We start from the raw sequence: 17,621 nt of genomic DNA on the forward strand, positions 1-17,621 counted from the left end.
CAACCCATCGGCACACGGTTCACTAACCGTGGCCTGGGTACTAGCCGGAGGCAGTGCAGGTAACGCATCATGCTGCTGAGGTGCAACGGCTGAATTTCTAGATGACCGGATTGGCTGCCCACATTGCGGCAATAGACAACCCCGCACGGGACAGTAGCGACCGCGTCAAAGGCAGTCCGATCCCTACAACGGTTGACGGATCGCCGTAGACCGCGTCGATGAACCAGCCACCTAGGCCGTCAAGCGTGAACCCTCCAGCGACTTGCAACGATTCGCCGCATGCCAGGTAGGCTTCCAGGTCTTCAGCTGACGGATTTCCGAAACATATTGTGGTCATTGATGTTTCATCGACAGAATAAGTAGTTTCGTTGTTTAGTAACCGGATAACGCAGTGACCGGTATAGAGTTGGCCGGCGCGCCCTGCCATCGACTGCCACTGTTGCCGTGCGTTGGCGACGGACTGCGGTTTGCCGTACAGTCGGCCATCGATGGAAAGTTGTGAATCACAGCTAATGACAACGCAATCGTCTGCGACTGCGTGGCTCAGAGCTGCCGCGACTTGGGTGGCTTTGGCTCGGGCGAGTGTGCTTACCACATCGCGCGGCGAAGTGTCTGACCCGAGGCCTGCGGTGACCAGATCTTCATCGACACCGGAAGCTGCGACCAGTGGATCAATGCCGGCTTGGCGAAGCACTTTGAGTCGACCGGCGGAAGCGGACCCGAGTACCAGCCGGGTCATCGGCGCATATGCGTCATCTCGTGAAGGGTGATGCGTTGCCAGCTGAAGACCGGGTACCGCAACTTGTCGACCGGCAGGCCCCATCGAGTGGGTTCGGGCTGCTTGACCTGCGATGCACCGCCGATGCTGCTCAGCACCACGATTAGCGCGGCCAACTCCTGATCGGTGGGTTGTCCTTTGGTTATTTGAATATGTGGGTTTTGGGTCGTGGGCAATTTGTTCGTCTCACTCCCGTCGTTCGCTGCACTCACAGCGGAATGTTCCCGTGCTTCTTGGGGGGAAGGTGTGCGATCTTGCGCTCCAACAGGTGAAGCGCCGTGGCAATGTAGCCGCGAGTGTGTGACGGCGGGATCACCGCATCGACGTAACCTCGTTCGGCGGCGATGTACGGGTTCACCAGGGTGTCCTCGTACTCTTGCTGCAGCTGCAGGCGTAGCTCATCAACATTGGCGCCGTTCTTGGCCGCTTGGGCCAGTTCCTTGCGGTACACGAAGCCTACTGCGCCGGAGGCACCCATCACCGCAATCTGTGCGGTCGGCCAAGCCAGGTTGACGTCGCAGCCCATATTTTTGGAGCCCATCACGCAGTAAGCGCCACCGTAGGCCTTGCGGGTGATGACGGTGATCTTGGGTACGGTGGCTTCGCCGTAGGCGAAGAGCAGCTTTGCGCCGCGTCGGATGATGCCATCATATTCTTGCTCGGTGCCAGGCAGGAAGCCTGGAACATCCACCAACATCACGATCGGGATGTTGAAGCAGTCGCAGACCCGCACAAATCGGGCTGCCTTTTCCGAGGCGTTGATGTCTAGACAGCCGGCGAACTGGATGGGTTGGTTGGCAACGATGCCCACCGGTCGGTCATCTATGCGTCCGAGCCCGACGACGATGTTGGTGGCGTAACCGGCTTGCACCTCAAGGAACTCTTCCTCGTCGAGGAGGCGGGTCACCACTTCGTGCATGTCGTACGGTTGGTTCGGCGAGTCCGGGATAAGCGTGTCCAACTCCAAGTCTTTAGCGGTCAGGTTGTCTTCAATGGAGCCGTGAGGAACGGGCTTAGAATACCGCGGCGCGTCGGTGAAGTTGTTTGACGGCAGGTAGCTCAACACATCGCGCACCCAATCGAAGGCGTCTTGCTCGCCCGATGCTACATAGTGTGCGGTACCCGACTTGGCCATGTGGGTATGGGCGCCACCCAGCTCCTCCATGGTGACGTCCTCGCCGGTGACGGTCTTGATGACGTCGGGTCCGGTGATGAACATCTGGCTGGTTTGGTCGACCATAACCACGAAGTCGGTCAGTGCTGGGGAATACACGTGTCCACCGGCGGCCGCTCCCATGATCAGCGAGATCTGCGGGATGACGCCGGAGGCCAAGATATTGTTGCGGAAAATCCGGCTGTACAGGCCGAGCGAGACGACGCCTTCTTGGATACGCGCGCCCGCGCCGTCGTTGATGCCGATAAGCGGACGGCCGGTCTTGATCGCCAGTTCCTGGACCTTGACGATCTTCTCGCCATACACTTCGCCCAGGCTGCCGCCGAACACCGTGACGTCCTGGCTGAAGATGCATACGTCGCGGCCGTCGATGGTGCCGTAGCCGGTGACCACGCCATCGCCTACCGGGCGGTTTTCACCGAGGCCGAAGTTGGTGCTGCGGTGTCTGGCCAGTGCGTCGAGTTCGACGAATGAGTCGTCGTCCAATAGGGCGTAGATGCGCTCGCGGGCGGTAAACTTACCCTTAGCGTGTACCTTCTCGAAGGCAGCTGCACCGACCGGATGCAGCGCTTCTTCGGTCCGCTTATGCAGCTCGGCCAGCTTGCCTGCCGTGGTGTGGATATTGATCGTGTGCTCGGCAGCGCGTTCCATTGAATGAGCCGAGTGGTCGGTAACGCTTGTCATGGGAGTCGATGTTATCGGCAGCTGCTGTGGTGGTGGTTACGCTGGGTTTGCGAGGAGATGAGTTGGGTAGTGATCTACTCAAGCCGCCGCTGGATCCAGCGGCACTGCGTGCTGAGCTGATTGGGACGGGGCTCCGGTGGCGTCAACTGGACGTCGTCACGCAAACCGGTTCCACGAACGCTGACCTGTTGGCGCGGGCAGCGTCAGGCATCGACATCGACGGAGCGGTGCTTATTGCCGAGCACCAGACCGCTGGCCGCGGGCGTCACGGCCGCGGCTGGTCGGCTAGCCCTCGCACACAAATCACGATGTCGATCGGTGTGAGTATCGCTGACGTTCCGGTTGCCACGTGGGCCTGGTTGTCGCTGGCCACTGGGGTAGCGGTGCTGGACACGGTGGCCCCGTTGATTGACGTGACCGGCGTTGACGCCGGCCTCAAGTGGCCCAACGATGTTCTGGCCGGTCCACCAGGCTCCAAAGGTAAACTCGCGGGCATCCTGGCTGAGGTTGTGCGACCAGTCATCGTCGTCGGTGTGGGACTTAACGTCACGCAGGCCCCAAAAGAGGTCGACGGTCCTGGGGCTACCTCGTTGCTTGACCTTGGCGTGCCGGCACCCGATCGGGAGCAGCTGGTGTGCTGGCTGTTGCGAGAACTCGATGCGCGGGTTGGCCAGTGGCGAAGCGCCGACCCACAGTTGATGGCCGATTATCGGGCGCGTAGCCCGATAATCGGGTCACGTGTGCGTGCGGAGCTCCCCGGCGGCAAAGACGTGGTCGGAACCGTGCGCGGCATCGATGACCAGGGAAGGTTGTGCTTGAAAACAGAAGGGCCTACCAAAGGACAAACCGTCGTGATTTCGGCTGGTGACGTGGTGCATTTGCGCTAGTTTCATCCGGGGCGCCGCTTGCGTTGGGATAGGCGTTTTGCAGGTATTCTCTATAGATTTTCTTTGCAAAACGTCAATCTCGACGATTCCACCTCAGACGAACTTGTGACCAAGCCCGCTAATGTCGCGGCTATGAGGTATCCGGGTAATACCTTGGTTGCTGGCGAGCAGGTGGTTTTGCATCGCCATCCGCACTGGAAGCGTTTGATTTGGCCTGCTGTGGTACTTATCTTGGCGACCGGGCTGGTCTCGTTTGGTTCCGGGTATGTTAACTCGACGCACTGGGCGCAGGTCGCCAAGAACGTGATCTACGGTGTCCTCTGGGGCGTCTGGCTGGTGATCGTCGGTTGGCTCACGTTGTGGCCGTTCCTTAATTGGCTCACCACACATTTCGTCGTAACTAACCGGAGGGTGATGTTTCGGCAAGGGACGCTAACCCGCAGCGGGGTCGACATTCCTTTGGCGCGCATCAACAGCGTAGAGTTCCGCGACCGGCTTTTCGAGCGAATGTTCCGCACCGGAACACTGATTATCGAATCCGCGTCACAAGATCCAGTGGAATTCTACAACATTCCGCGCCTGCGCCAGATGTACGCGTTGTTGTATCACGAGGTTTTCGACACCCTTGGCTCCGAAGAGTCGCCCAGCTGAGACGCGGGACTCAAATCCAGGCGGCGGGAGCGATTGCGCCAGGCACGCAACAGGGCATCGCCGAAGTCTTCGAAGACGCCATCGATGGCGTCTTCGAAGACTTCGGCGATGCCGCCCGCAGTGAGGGCAGATTCCAGCGTCTTTTCGGGGTTGCGGGCGAACGCGTCGGGAAACACCCAGCGCCGGAATGCCCAGAAACGAAACGCCATCTGTAGCAGATTGCCGATGATGTAGGCTGATAGGAAGTCGGCGAGGTTTTCAACGGTTAGTGACACCGTGGGCGCGCGCAGTTGCAGGACATAGCTCGAGAACCACAGCGGTGCCATGCTTAGCAGCACCCCTATGCCACTGAAGGCGAAAAACAGCAGCGCCTCATTATGGCGCTCGCGGCCGCCACGGTCCCGAAAGCTCCATTCCCTGTTTAACACGTAGGATGCGATAACAGCGACGATGCCGGCGACGACCTTGGCGGTCACCGGTTTGGGCTCGAGAATCGTCAGTTTGAGGGTGTAGAAAATTGCTGAATCAATGATGAATGTGGTGCCGCCGACGATGGCAAATTTAATGAGTTCGTGGTAGCGCTGCGCATACGGCTGCAGTACTGTGGGCAAGCGCGTGATCGTGGCATCGGGAAAAGACACAACACGTCAGTGTACGGATTGACGTAAAATGCTACCTAACGGTTGGGTATTACTACGGGTCAATATGCTCTCTGTCGCCATGACACCATGATGGCTGTGCCGAGTAGATGCTCGCTTGGAGTTGCTCCATTGGTTGCCATGGTCGGTGGCGGTCAACTGGCTCGGATGACCCATCAAGCCGCGATCGCGCTGGGGCAGACCCTGCGGGTGTTAGCTACCGCTGCAGACGAACCCGCTGCTCAGGTCACCCCCGATGTGGTGATCGGCTCGCACACTGATCTTGAAGACCTGCGCCGCGTTGCCCTCGGAGCCGATGCGTTGACGTTCGATCACGAACACGTCCCGACTGAACTGCTGGACAAACTGGTGGCCGAAGGCATCAATGTGGCACCGTCGCCGCAAGCTCTGGTGCACGCCCAGGACAAGCTGGTCATGCGGCGGCGATTGGCGGCGCTGGGAGCTGCGATGCCTCGCTTCATGGCATTAGACAGTGTGGACGACTTGGCCGAAATCGATGCGTTCGCGCAGCGCCTTACGGGTTCGAAAGATGCCCCGATGGTGGTCAAGGCGGTCCGCGGGGGTTATGACGGCCGGGGGGTGCAGATGGTCCGCGACTCGGCACACGCCCGCGAGGTCGCCTCCGGATATCTAGTCGACGGAATGCCGGTCCTGGTTGAGGAGCGAGTGGAACTGCGTCGCGAATTGTCCGCGCTGGTAGCGCGCTCGCCGTTCGGCCAGGGTGCAGCCTGGCCAGTCGTGGAGACGGTGCAACGGGACGGGATTTGCGTTTTGGTGGTCGCACCGGCGTTGGCGTTGGCCGACGACCTGGCCTCGGCTGCGCAGCAGCTGGCGTTGCGATTGGCCGCTGAACTCGGCGTCGTCGGTGTGTTCGCGGTCGAGTTGTTCGAAACCGCCGACGGTGCTTTGCTGGTGAACGAGCTCGCAATGCGGCCGCACAACTCCGGACACTGGACAATGGACGGTGCTCGCACCAGCCAGTTCGAGCAGCATCTCCGTGCGGTGCTAGACTATCCCCTCGGCGAGACCGACGCCGTCGCGCCGGTGACCGTGATGGTTAACGTGCTAGGCGCCCCACAACCGCCGACGCTGAGTGTAGTGACTATGGATGAACGGCTACACCACCTGTTTGCGCGGATGCCCGATGCTCGGGTTCATCTTTACGACAAGGTTGAGCGTCCTGGTCGCAAGGTTGGGCACATCAATTTTCGCGGCACCGATAAAGACCGAAAAAACCCCACTAAGCTGCGTGAACGCGCTGAGTTGGCAGCGCATTGGCTATCACACGGGCAGTGGACGGATGGATGGGATCCACACCGTGCCGGCGACGATGTAGTGGAGATATCTCTCGCTTGCGGAGGACGAAACGATGCGCAGAGGCAGCGCTGATGACCAGGCAGCCCCGAGTCGGGGTGATCATGGGCAGCGACAGCGACTGGTCGGTGATGCAAGATGCGGCCCATGCACTGGCGGAGTTTGACATCCCGATCGAGGTTCGGGTGGTGTCGGCGCATCGCACCCCTGCTGAGATGTTCGACTATGCGCGCAATGCTGTCGACCGCAGCATCGCGGTGATCATTGCCGGCGCCGGCGGCGCAGCTCACCTGCCTGGAATGGTCGCTTCCGCGACTCCGCTGCCGGTGATCGGGGTGCCGGTGCCGCTGGCCAGGCTCGACGGCCTGGACTCGCTGCTGTCGATCGTGCAGATGCCAGCGGGAGTTCCGGTTGCCACAGTGTCTATCGGTGGTGCCCGCAACGCGGGTTTGTTGGCGGTGCGTATTTTGGGATCGTCGGACCTGCAGCTTCGAGCGCAGCTGGTCGCGTTCCAGGACCGGTTGGCCGATACCGTGCGGGCCAAGGATGCGGATTTACAGCGGTTTCGAGGTAAGTTAATCGGCGACTAATGTCTGACTCTCTCCCCGCACGCGGGTGGGGATGGTCCCACCGCAGACCGCAAGTAATCCGTCCGCATCATGGTCAGGTTAGAAGGAGGCAGTGATGGTTGGGTGGTCCGGAAACCCATTGTTTGATCTATTCAAGCTGCCAGAAGAACACAACGAATTGCGGGCAACCATCCGCGCGTTGGCGGAAAAAGAGATCGCTCCGCATGCCGCTGATGTGGACCAGCGTGCTCGATTTCCCGAGGAAGCGCTGGCAGCCCTGAATGCATCAGGTTTCAACGCTATCCACGTTCCCGAGGAGTATGGTGGTCAGGGTGCGGATTCGGTAGCGGCTTGCATTGTGATCGAAGAAGTGGCGCGTGTCGATGCTTCTGCATCGTTGATTCCTGCAGTTAACAAGCTTGGCACCATGGGACTCATCCTGCGCGGTTCGGAAGAGCTCAAGAAACAGGTTCTGCCATCGTTGGCTGCGGAGGGGGCGATGGCGTCCTATGCATTAAGTGAGCGCGAAGCCGGCAGTGACGCTGCGTCGATGCGGACCCGGGCCAAAGCTGACGGGGATGACTGGATTCTCAATGGCTTCAAGTGCTGGATTACCAACGGTGGCAAGTCGACCTGGTACACGGTTATGGCGGTGACCGATCCGGACAAGGGCGCCAACGGCATCTCGGCGTTCATCGTGCACAAGGACGATGAGGGATTCAGCATTGGCCCGAAAGAAAAGAAGCTCGGGATCAAGGGGTCACCAACCACCGAACTCTACTTCGATAAATGTCGCATCCCCGGTGATCGCATCATTGGTGAGCCCGGTACTGGCTTTAAGACAGCGCTAGCCACGTTGGATCACACGCGTCCCACGATTGGTGCCCAAGCCGTGGGCATTGCGCAGGGCGCGTTGGACGCTGCCATCGTTTATACCAAGGACCGCAAGCAATTCGGCGAGTCGATTAGCACTTTCCAGTCCATTCAGTTCATGCTCGCCGACATGGCGATGAAAGTGGAGGCTGCACGGTTAATTGTCTACGCTGCCGCTGCCCGTGCTGAACGCGGTGAGCCGGATCTGGGCTTTATTTCAGCGGCGTCGAAATGCTTTGCTTCCGACATTGCGATGGAGGTCACCACCGACGCTGTGCAATTGTTTGGCGGCGCGGGCTACACTTCCGACTTCCCCGTCGAGCGGTTCATGCGCGACGCCAAGATCACACAGATCTATGAGGGGACCAATCAGATTCAGCGTGTGGTGATGTCGCGGGCGCTGCTGCGCTGATCCGGGGTGCGTTGGGCCGGCGAAATCGCTTGCTCGACAAGCAGTCACCACTAGGGCGAACATGTGCAACCCTGTGGCGTCACAACCGGGGTTACCCATCGTTAGTCTTGAACTGCCGGCTAGCTTGTCCGATGCTGGCATGTGTCGCGCTGGCTGACCGGTTGGCCACGGGTTCTGATAAAATAGTAAGACGGTACGGTACTGGGCTGTAGTGCTTGCACGGGTCTATGGTTAGCGGTGTAACCGCGATTCGGTCGTGTAGATCCCAGCCAACAGGTTCCCCCATACTACCTACCAGTACGATCCTGAAAGCCACGACAACGGTACCGATGATGACGTTGCTCAGGCTACCGCAGTCGCCCTGTGCCCAGTACTCTACCAGTAGTACAAATACTGTAAAAGCACGGTTGACAACTCCGATCAGCATTCAGAACGTTGCGGGCGATGGTGATCGTTAACCGTAGCACTGCTTGCTTTGGGCGTGTCTTTCCCAGGATATCAGATGCCTCGTCCCACTGGTTAGTCCGGTATTCCATTCTCGGCGTACCAGCTCACGCGCGGCCACATTTGTCAGCAGTGCGATCACCGTCAACACCAGAGAAACCTAGGTGAGCGTCATTACTGCTAAGTTGATGGAGTTAGCCAGTGTCGAATCCAGCTGGCAGATAACGGTAGCGGCGATAGTGGTCATACTCGAATAGATGTTGGTGAGCATTGCCCTTCACTCCGTACCGGATACCATTGCGATGGCCATGGTTTTCCTCGGCGCGCGCCTAAGTCCGAGAACCACGGCACTGACGATGCCGCTGGACACCCACGGCAAGTTGATTTGGTGCGCGCCATTCCCCAGTCCGGGCATTTTCAACCTCACGGGGCAGGAGGGGAACCTGTATAACCAAGTTACGGGTGGTGCTGGCTGGCGATGGTAGGAATGACCATAACCACCAGCACTAGGATGGGAACAAATATGTCTTCTTCGTTACCGGTATTGCTGTAGAAATAGTTGAGCACCGGCACATCCGGAGCGTTGTGGGCGAACACCGGAGCGGTATGGTGAGCGATGAACGGCCCGAATGTCAGCGCTCCCACAGGCCGACGACAACGCTGGGGATGTCGGCGAGAAATTCGAGTACCATGCTGAGGGTTGAGGCGAGACGTTTCGGTAACTGTTCGGCGGTCGTCACACCCGCTCTGATGAACACCGGCACCGTGGTGGTTAAGGTGATCGCAGGGCTGCCCAGGGTGCCGAAAATCGGCGGTCATGCTCCGTAGTGAGCGCCGATCGTATGTGCAACATCGTGGCTGGCGACGGTGTTGCCCGGATTCCATTAAGTGGCCGTGAAGAAATGTAACCCTTTGAACTTGATCACCGGCAGTGCCTTGATAACCAACGCCGCCCGCACGAACACGAACGCTAGCATCGGGATCACCGCAACCACATCGCCGGTCCACCGGATGGCGAGGCCGGTGCGGCTGAAGTTACGAAACTGGCTTAGGCCGGTCCGCGGTATGTCCATGCGGCCCGGCCTAACCTGAGGCCGGAAAGACCAGTAAAGGGTTATCTAAAACTCTTTAATTGGCGATTTGTGCGTCGGACAAATTGGCCACCGGCTCCGGTAGCGGCTGAGAGTGAACCTGGTTGGTCCAGGAAAGGGGTGCTGTTACTGTTGGTCACCGTCCAGTGCAGGAATCCCTACAACGTCTGTGCTATGGCGGTATTTTTTATCTGCTGTTGACGCTGGCGTACTAGTAGTTGACGAACAGGTGCCTGGGGTAGCGGTCGGCCCGTCGATCAGGTGAATAACCTTGCTGCGCCGGGGTGTGCGAGGCGAAGCTGGCTGTGGCAGCCTGAATACTTTGGGCGTCGAACAGCAGTTAGTTACAGGAGACATTGCCCGATTGGCTCTCGCACCGCCCCTTCTAGTTGGTGTGGTCGAGGAAGTCGATGCCGCCTGTAGGCGACGCAGCTGGTAACTATGCCACCGTTGCTGTTTTGCCCAGTGTGCCCGGAACGATGGGGAAGTCGGCGGTCGTGCCGAAGCCAGGCGACTTATCCCCCAGCCGTCGGGGTCTTGCTTGGCAAGATAATGGGTGAACAAATGAACCAATAAGGTGTTATCGGACCCGTCGGAAAGGTGCAGTGGAACGACAGTGGTTCCCGGCAGGTTCACACCCGGGTTGAGAGCGGTGATTTGCGGGTCGTTCCAAGTTTTGATCGTGCCCTGGTGGCTGCTGCGCCAGCACCTTGCCATTCAGTTTGAGGTGCTCGTTGATGCCGGACAGATTGTAGTTGATTCGCTGAGCGGAGGTGGCTAACGCGATGTTCATCAATCTTGTGTGCGTTGCTATGTCGCCCTACGGTGGGGTACGCGTCGGAGACGCCGATGTCGACCGTCCCGGCAGCGGCTTGCGCGATCCCGGTACCCTGGGTGGTGATCGTGACGTTTGGGTATTTACTTCGTAGTAGGTATGAACCCCATAGATTGAACAGGGGGTTAATCAGTGTGCTTCCGGTCTTTGACAACGTGACCTTCGACGTCGCCGTCGCGGTGGTGACTTTTACCGCCGGCTCCGATACTGGATGAACCACTTGTTGAGTTCGAACCGCAGCTGCCACCAAAAGACCAGCAGCACAGCAGCCAACTACGTACGCAAACGGATCATCACACAATTGACTTTTCTATTGTCGGTCCATTCCGGGTTTCTGCCATTTGCTTCTGTGGTCCCGATTTGCCTTTATCTGGTACCGAGGAGCCTGCGGTCGCTGAATAGCCCGGAGATGTACCAGAACGTTTCGGCATGTTTGGGTTACAGGAACAGTTGTTCGGTGGGTCCTTACGCGATCAGTCTGACGTAGAAAATGATGCCGTACGGTGACCAATTTGAGTGGTCTGACTTTGATCATGGGTCACCATGATCAAAGTCAGACCGGTTGGCCAGTGACCGAATGGGCTACTCGATCTTTTCGGTCATGGTCGGGTCCAGCGAAGAAGTGGGCTTTTCAAGCAACACCACTTCCGGCCCCACCGCAAGTGCACGGACCGGACACAACAACTGCTGCTGACCGCCGGAAAGCCGGAACGGCGAATCACCTAGCTGCTCCTTGACCGCATCCCAGAGCCCCACTTCGGCCAGTCGAGCTTAAGTAATGCTTATGAATTTTTGCGCGACACCATCTTTTGTTAGCGTGCACGTTGGCAACCATGTTGTCCATGATCGACTTGGGAAACGGATTGGGACGCTGGAACGGCATGCCGACTAGGCTGCGAAACTCCAACAGGTCGCCGCTGTTGAAGATGTTTTGTCCGCCTAGCAGGACGTCATCGCTGTACCGGTATCCAGATACCTTTGTCATTCATTCGCTTCAGAGTGCGTAGCACAGTTGTCTTCCCTGAGCCGGTCGGCTCCAGCAAGGACGTAACCGCGCGGGAGGGAAAATCCAGGCTCACTTAGTCGAGCACGGTTTTGGCGGCGAAATTCAACGTTAGATTCACCGCAGCCATGACAAGTGGAGCAGCATTAGTTTTCGGGGTACCGATTTGGGTGCCGAGCTGTTCAGGACTCATCAACATCCCACCAAAACCACTTCGAGACCCCACGCAAGTTGTCATGCGGGGCTATCTTCTATGTATCCTTAAGGGTTCCGATCAGTATTTGCTTATCTACGTTGCTGCGGCTAAATTCTTTTAGATTCCCCAAGAAAGCTTCAAAAGCGCCTCTAATCCTGCTTCCAACTGGCAAGGCGTGTATATCCATAGGTCCGTGTGTTTGTCGCCAAACCAGCGTGCGGCGAGAGCATTCCAGGGGGTTTCACGGTGGCGGAATGAGTGCGTTTGTCTTCTGACTCGTGAAAGGAGTTCCGCGAAGTTCACCTGCTCTGGCGCTGCGCTGCGTCTGTTGGCCGCCACCGTGCTGGTGTTATCAGCGTGGCGGGGGCAACATCGCCAACACCTCGTCATCTGGATCCTGCACCCCGTCGGTGCCGGTGCACTGCGGCGGCATGAAAGCAGCTTAAGGACGCCGGCTCGTCCGCCCAAGAGAACGCTATGGAACAATTTCCCTATTTTATATCTGGGCGTTCCTGGGCTGCACGTTGGACTACAACAACGCAAACGGCTCCGGCAGTGGGGTTACGGAGTGCATCAATAGCGAAACCGATATGGCGGGGTCTGACGTGCCGTTCGATCCATTGATAGGTAAACCCCAGATCGCGGCGGCGCGCTGCGGTTTGCCGGCGTGGGACCTGCCGACGGTGTTTGGCCCGAGCGCGGTCATCTATCACATTAACGGCGTAACTTCGTTGAAGATAGACGGGCCCGCCACGGCAAAGATCTCCAATGGCACCTTCACCACGTGGAACGACCCGGCGATCACCGCGCTCAACGGGGCACCCCGCTCCCGTCTGATACCTAGCCACGTCATCTTCCGCACCGACAAGTTCGGAACCACATATAATTTACCTCGATTCCGCATCCAATGGTCCGTGAGGCAAGGGGGTCGGCGAGACGTTCAATGGGGGTGCCGGCGCAGCGGGGAACAGTAGCACGTCGGCGGCCCCTGCAGAGCATCGACGGGTCGATCGCCTACACCGGATGATCGTTTGCGGTAGGCAAGCAGTTGGATATGGCCCAGATCATCACGTCAGAGGGTCCGGATCCGATCTCGATTACTATCGACTCCGTCGGCAAGACCGTTGCACGGGCCAGGATCCTGGGGCAGGGTGATGACTTGGTGTTTGAACACGTAATCCGTTCTACGAGCCAGCGCGGTATAGTGCGTACCTGATTACGCCGGCGATCTGTGAGATCTTCTACTTGAAGTATCTGGATTTGGCCACCGGCACTGCGGTGAAAGTGTTTATTTAGTTACCAATTTGGTATGGATTAGACTCTATAATAGGGCGATTCCATTGCCGAGTTCGTTCCAATCTAACCTGGCGGCAGCGGTGAATGCTATCGCATAACTCCCGTGCCCGGGCGAGATTCTTTGACGTGCCGGACATCGGCCATCGCCACCAATTCCTCAGGGCTCTAGTGGCTTTGGATGGTTCTTCGACGACACCCAGAGGACACCTCGTGTTGCGCAGTTTGTTCCTGTGTCCCGGTGACTATGGATTTACCTTGTGGTATAATCGTTTTCGATGTGGGAGGCTAAGGAAGGGCGTCGGGATTGGTGGCCAATTGAGGGGAGCACCGACGGTGAGTGAAACTATTTCGCGGGTAAGGTCGCTGTCTATGCAGAAGAGAACACACGCACGCGCCGGGTGGTGGCATTGAAGCTGGTTTCAGCTTAATATTTAAGCGATTCGGAGTTTTGCGCGTAGATGCGGTGCGAGGCTGACATGGGTGGGGTTTTTTACTGGGCTGCACTCCTGCCTATCCATGACTAAGGTGATCAACACGCAGTTCTATGTGGAGATGCGTCTCATCGACAGCGTTTCGCTGCGTACCGCGTTGTCACAGTAAGGCTTGTTAAGCCCGGCACGTACGGGTGGCCTATCGTGTCCCAAGTCGCGGTTGCGCTGGAGGCCTCATACGCGACGGTGTCATACACCGCGACGTCAAACCGGGAAACATCATGGTAGGTCAGCAAGGACTTCGCTTATTTGGTGGATTTCGGGATCGCGCGCTGTTTCTGACCCAGAGCGGGACTGAGATTGGTACCTACAACTATGTGGCCCTGGAGTGGTTCACCGGCAACGGGCTTACCGGCCGTGCTGATATCTAGATGCTGGTTTGCGTGTTGGGCGAGTGTTTGGTCGGGGCGTTGCTTTATTGTGCCGAAACTGTCCAAAGGATGGTTGCTCCGCATCTGCTCGAGTCTGCACCGTGGCCCGGCAGACTGCGACCGGGAATGGTTCCAGCGACGTTCGACGACATGATTACTAAAGGCGTGGCCGAAAACTCCGTAAAACGCTACACTACTGTCGGGTATCTAGGACGAAGTCCGCCAGCTAGCCGTTGACTGCCCCCCGGGCAGCAGGAAGCCACAATTCTTCAGCACGGAGACAACGCGGCCATGTTGGGCAATGCCGGCTGGGCCCATTACCCAGGCCCTAGCACTGCTCCAAGGTCAATGGTGTCATCAGAGCGGTTGCCCGGCGAGGCGACTGTGGCTCGTTCGGCAACCACCGACATTGGCGCTGGCAGCTGGCGTCCACCTGGGCCGCCGTGCTCCGTCAGTCCTGTTGACCCACCAAGTTTAGTCAACCACCCGTCGTGCCCGTACCAGGCTTGAATCCCGGTGTTGCAAAAGCACGCGGTGGATCTTTGCCGGCGCTGTTGTGCTCGTGCTAGTTGCCGCCATCTGTGCAACACGCAGGTCCTGAGATCGCGCCTCTAGTCGCGCAGTCTGGGCAGGAAATCGGGCAAACCGGTGCTGTAGTGCAATGGCATCGACTTTCGACTGTCTTCAAGCGGGGGTTGACGTCAGAAAAAACGGCGACGTGTGTATGTCACCAGTGAAGGCATGCATAGGTGGGTGGTGGAGTTGGTTCCGGAGTCCAGTACCCCAACGGTGTTGCCGTTTTCGCTTCTCTATCAGCCTTAGACACTGGCGGTGGACGTCGCCCACAAGCGAATTTATGTCACCGACACCGAGCACAACCGGGTGTTGGATACTCAACGTCGCGACAAACACCCAGACCATGCTGCCACTGAGCGGCCTCAACACCCCCTTGGTAGTCGCGGTGGACAAAACGGGAGTTCTGTGTCGCCGACCGCGACAACGACCAGGTCGTCAAATTGACTCCCTAACTCTACTAATCGCTGTGTGGTCCAGTTAGAGGCACGTCGTTGTGCTGGCCAGCAACCCGATGGTGGATTTAGTGACCGCGGCGTTGAAGCTGGAGTAGCGGGCCGGTGTGTGGATCACTTGTGATGGCTCCAATCTGCGGCTACCGCTGCCGACGTGCAGGGCGGGGTCGTTCTCTGCGAACAACGGAGTGTCGACGACTTGTTTCCATGTGTGGGCTAGGTGGGCTATCAGACCGCCCTGCTGAGGCAACTCAACCCACTCGACGGTTACCTTGGTGGTCAGGGTCGTCTGAAGTTCGTTGGCCAACTCAGCGTAGTTGACCGCCCTCGTGCGTTGGTCGCTGAATCGCTTGTCGTCAACGATATCGGTTTGACTGATGGTGCTACACAACTTTTTCCAGTGTTTAGGAACATACACGCTGATTACGACCTACCTATCGAAGGACAGGAAGGCGTCCGACGGTTGGGTGTAAAATCTAAATATTTGCTCTGCTTAATTTTTGGATCATTACCAGAAGCTGGCTTGGCGGTTATCTGGGTGTCGTCCGCATTGTTTAGATGCATTGTTAGCTGTTTGGTTTGTAGGACTACCGCGACGTTGTACATCGCGACTCGCGACGATGTCCGAAAACTCGTGGCGCTCGCGGTTGAGCAGCGCCGACAGCGCTGCCTGGGCCAGCACGTGACCGCTGGCGTTGTCGACGAGTTGGAACAGGATGATCTGCGGTTTGCTGTCCGGTGTGGGCATCCCGGTGGGGATGCTGGCCTCGGCGGTGAGCATAATATCGACGCCTGGTCGGTTTCCATGTGGACCGTTGCCACTGAACACCGTTAAGTGCGCGTAGATCAGCTTGGGATTGCGTTACCGCAAGTCGTTGATTTCCAAGACTATTCGCTCTATAGCCCCAGAGAGAAACCTCCTAGAACGAGTCGGTAGTGTCGGTGAGCTGCGGTATCTGTTGTCTGGCCTCGTCGTTGGTCAGGGCGACAGTTACTGATTTATTGCTACGGTCGTTGGGAAGAAAATATGTCGTCAGCGGTGGGTGTCCGGGAAGGACTAGGGGATCTGGTGGGCTGCCTCATTACTGGTTGTTTCAATCTTGCTGGCCTCGGCGTCTAGATCGGTCAGCACCTGTCCAGCTACGTTTTGGGTGAAATCGAGTACCCAAAAGCTGTAAAGTGGTTTGGCAGCGTTGCTATTTGGCGTGGACGGATGACCCTTAACCAGGTCTCTGGCCGGCTGTCTCTAGTGTGTGGCTTCCCCGGTGTAGCAACGCGATTCAGTAGTTTTTTGTCGGAAACGGCTGGCCCTGGCCTCTCTTTTGTCGGTGGAACCGGTAATTCGTTGTCGACCAAAAACTGTTCTAACCGCGTACCCATCACGTTCCAGCCGTGCATGTCGAGGTGGGTTGTGACGTCGTGGCATTCGCCTAGATAGGCGAGGTTGTCGTCGAGTACGACGGCAAGACCGTGCTCATATAATTTATTCGCGGCTTCCAAAGCATGTATGGCCTCTGGGGCGTCGAGGGACGTCTCTGTTATCAGTCGACTACCGTAGGTGCTGAGTTCGGTGATGTTGTCCAGCAAGCTATCCTGGTCCTGCGAGGGAAGAAACACGAGTAGGCTTTTGGCGAGCCACGCAGTGGGGCGCTCCGGGTCAAGATCGGCCTGGCACAGCGCCAACGGCCAAGCGTGGCGGAGGTCGATTGGTGCCGCTCGAAAGTTGGTTGTCGGCCTAGCGCCGAGGGCGGCTAACGTGGAGATATTGAATTTGATGACTTGCAGTTGGTCGATCTCGAATACCATCATTTCCGTCGACGAAGGAAGTCGATAGCTGCGGGCATCGAGGTCAGCAGTCAAATGACCACCTGGCGGGTGCCCGGTTCCTCGGAAAACACCGCTTCGGCCAGAAATATGTCGATGTAACGAGTACGCACCATGAGCACATTGATTATCCGCTGCATGCCCCAGCAGGCGTCGGGGATATGGACCTCAGCGGAGGTGAGTTCGTCGATCGCCCATCGGGTGAAAAATTTATGCCAAACCTCCCGCACCAGTGATTTTTGTGAACCGGTTGTCGATCCGGGCGTCCCTGGTAGCCCTGGACTCGTCTCGTGGCCACTATAGCGGTGGGTAGCACCTACGCTGGTCGTCATGTCCCAGTTGGCGTTGTAGGTGCGCTCCCTTCCTAGCGCCGCGCCCTACTCATTAGGAACATTAATCAATCTACCCGCGGTGGCGGGTCTTTGGCGCAGTGACATGGTCTCTAGCGTGCCTAATTGAGGACGCTTGCCGGGAAACCGGCATTGATGCAGGTGACCTCCCGCATGATAGGCGGTCCCATCGAAATCGGCTGCCCATGTCGATTGGCGACACCTCATACGCGCGATGCTGGATGGTAGCGGAGCGCTCTGGGGCGCGATGGTGGGCCTGAGTCAGCCTTGCCGTGTTGCTCATCGAGGGCGTCATTGTGGTGTGGCAGTAGGATCTATCGCATTGACCGGGTGGGCGCTTGGCGGCGGATACGAGGGGTTGGCCAGCGCGATGGTGCTCTAGCGTTTCACACTGGCGCTCGCATTGCGTCGGAGACCGCCGGGCGGTGCGCACAACGTGATGTGACGGTATCATTTCAACGGATTGTCCCCCGGCATTCCTGCTGATCTATCCGTGACCTGACTGGACAGCATCACGCTGAGACGTCGGTAATTGGCATCGGGTTAACGGCCTCTTACCTTGGTGTTGATGCCGATTCTCGGTTGAGCCAACCACCAGAGTGGATGCCTGGCTACCTTCGGCGGCCACCGAGGTTAAGGCACGCAGAATTACCTATGAGCCGCCGGAGTGCTGATCGGCTTGGCTATCGCC

Annotated in this window: 10 protein-coding genes and 5 pseudogenes; 7 read left to right on the forward strand and 8 right to left on the reverse strand. The window is 58.1% G+C overall.

Annotated elements, in window-relative coordinates; genetic code table 11:
- Positions 1–97 precede the first annotated feature (97 nt).
- Genes ML_RS03690 through ML_RS03700 form a run of 3 tightly spaced genes read right to left on the reverse strand, consistent with a single transcriptional unit; the run spans position 98 to position 2,636 of the window.
- Positions 98–739, reverse strand: coding sequence for a Maf family protein (locus ML_RS03690; RefSeq protein ID WP_010907893.1), 642 nt, complete (start codon positions 737–739; stop codon positions 98–100).
- On the reverse strand, positions 736–990 hold the full coding sequence (locus tag ML_RS03695; RefSeq protein WP_010907894.1) for an acyl-CoA carboxylase subunit epsilon: 255 nt from the start codon (positions 988–990) through the stop codon (positions 736–738). The genes ML_RS03690 and ML_RS03695 overlap by 4 nt, the downstream gene beginning before the upstream one ends.
- Positions 987–2,636 carry an acyl-CoA carboxylase subunit beta gene (locus ML_RS03700; protein ID WP_010907895.1) on the reverse strand — a complete coding sequence of 550 codons (1,650 nt, stop codon included), beginning with the start codon at positions 2,634–2,636 and terminating at the stop codon, positions 987–989. The genes ML_RS03695 and ML_RS03700 overlap by 4 nt, the downstream gene beginning before the upstream one ends.
- Positions 2,637–2,725: 89 nt before the next feature.
- On the opposite strand from ML_RS03700, the gene ML_RS03705 reads away from it, so the two are divergent.
- Together ML_RS03705 and ML_RS03710 are read left to right on the forward strand one after the other, a co-directional pair.
- Complete coding sequence (locus ML_RS03705) at positions 2,726–3,523, forward strand: biotin--[acetyl-CoA-carboxylase] ligase (protein ID WP_172591953.1); 798 nt, start codon at positions 2,726–2,728, stop codon at positions 3,521–3,523.
- Positions 3,524–3,655: 132 nt separating this feature from the next.
- Complete coding sequence (locus tag ML_RS03710) at positions 3,656–4,174, forward strand: PH domain-containing protein (protein WP_010907897.1); 519 nt, start codon at positions 3,656–3,658, stop codon at positions 4,172–4,174.
- Here ML_RS03710 and ML_RS03715 read toward each other — a convergent pair.
- Positions 4,129–4,815, reverse strand: coding sequence for a GtrA family protein (locus ML_RS03715; RefSeq protein ID WP_010907898.1), 687 nt, complete (start codon positions 4,813–4,815; stop codon positions 4,129–4,131). The two genes, ML_RS03710 and ML_RS03715, sit on opposite strands and share 46 nt — an antisense overlap.
- 87 nt (positions 4,816–4,902) lie before the next feature.
- Between ML_RS03715 and ML_RS03720 the strand changes: the two genes are divergently transcribed.
- The 3 genes from ML_RS03720 to ML_RS03730 all read left to right on the forward strand — a co-directional run bounded on the left by ML_RS03720 (position 4,903) and on the right by ML_RS03730 (position 8,001).
- A complete protein-coding gene (locus ML_RS03720; RefSeq protein WP_010907899.1) occupies positions 4,903–6,222 on the forward strand; it encodes a 5-(carboxyamino)imidazole ribonucleotide synthase in 1,320 nt (439 codons plus the stop codon).
- The gene (gene purE, locus ML_RS03725) at positions 6,222–6,737 is read left to right on the forward strand and encodes a 5-(carboxyamino)imidazole ribonucleotide mutase (RefSeq protein ID WP_010907900.1); all 516 of its coding nucleotides are present in this window, start codon (positions 6,222–6,224) and stop codon (positions 6,735–6,737) included. The genes ML_RS03720 and purE overlap by 1 nt, the downstream gene beginning before the upstream one ends.
- Positions 6,738–6,831: 94 nt before the next feature.
- Positions 6,832–8,001, forward strand: coding sequence for an acyl-CoA dehydrogenase (locus tag ML_RS03730; RefSeq protein WP_010907901.1), 1,170 nt, complete (start codon positions 6,832–6,834; stop codon positions 7,999–8,001).
- A gap of 498 nt (positions 8,002–8,499) precedes the next feature.
- Here the strand turns inward: ML_RS03730 and ML_RS03735 are convergent.
- Positions 8,500–9,518: pseudogene (locus ML_RS03735) on the reverse strand (ABC transporter permease).
- 803 nt (positions 9,519–10,321) lie between these two features.
- Here ML_RS03735 and ML_RS03740 point away from each other — a divergent pair.
- Positions 10,322–10,465, forward strand: a complete 144-nt coding sequence (locus tag ML_RS03740) for a hypothetical protein (protein ID WP_156511806.1) — start codon at positions 10,322–10,324, stop codon at positions 10,463–10,465.
- A 347-nt stretch (positions 10,466–10,812) separates the two neighbouring features.
- On the opposite strand, the pseudogene ML_RS03745 reads toward ML_RS03740, so the two are convergent.
- A pseudogene (locus ML_RS03745) lies at positions 10,813–11,450 on the reverse strand (ATP-binding cassette domain-containing protein); the annotation flags it as partial.
- A gap of 391 nt (positions 11,451–11,841) precedes the next feature.
- On the opposite strand from ML_RS03745, the pseudogene ML_RS03750 reads away from it, so the two are divergent.
- A pseudogene (locus tag ML_RS03750) lies at positions 11,842–12,964 on the forward strand (substrate-binding domain-containing protein).
- A gap of 1,797 nt (positions 12,965–14,761) precedes the next feature.
- Here ML_RS03750 and ML_RS17835 read toward each other — a convergent pair.
- Positions 14,762–15,984 (reverse strand): annotated as a pseudogene (locus tag ML_RS17835) (CoA transferase).
- Positions 15,897–16,912 (reverse strand): annotated as a pseudogene (locus tag ML_RS03760) (class I SAM-dependent methyltransferase). The pseudogenes ML_RS17835 and ML_RS03760 overlap by 88 nt, the downstream one beginning before the upstream one ends.
- Between the last annotated feature and the right edge of the window lie 709 nt (positions 16,913–17,621).

The sequence above is a fragment of the Mycobacterium leprae TN genome, from assembly GCF_000195855.1.
In the GTDB taxonomy this organism is placed as follows: domain Bacteria; phylum Actinomycetota; class Actinomycetes; order Mycobacteriales; family Mycobacteriaceae; genus Mycobacterium; species Mycobacterium leprae.

Excerpts from the sequence above, each read along its gene's own strand:
- ML_RS03690 (WP_010907893.1), bottom strand. The coding sequence starts at position 739 with ATGACCCGGCTGGTACTCGGGTCCGCTTCCGCCGGTCGACTCAAAGTG.
- ML_RS03700 (WP_010907895.1), bottom strand. The coding sequence starts at position 2,636 with ATGACAAGCGTTACCGACCACTCGGCTCATTCAATGGAACGCGCTGCC.
- ML_RS03710 (WP_010907897.1), top strand. The coding sequence starts at position 3,656 with ATGAGGTATCCGGGTAATACCTTGGTTGCTGGCGAGCAGGTGGTTTTG.
- ML_RS03720 (WP_010907899.1), top strand. The coding sequence starts at position 4,903 with ATGATGGCTGTGCCGAGTAGATGCTCGCTTGGAGTTGCTCCATTGGTT.
- purE (WP_010907900.1), top strand. The coding sequence starts at position 6,222 with ATGACCAGGCAGCCCCGAGTCGGGGTGATCATGGGCAGCGACAGCGAC.
- ML_RS03730 (WP_010907901.1), top strand. The coding sequence starts at position 6,832 with ATGGTTGGGTGGTCCGGAAACCCATTGTTTGATCTATTCAAGCTGCCA.
- ML_RS03740 (WP_156511806.1), top strand. The coding sequence starts at position 10,322 with ATGTTCATCAATCTTGTGTGCGTTGCTATGTCGCCCTACGGTGGGGTA.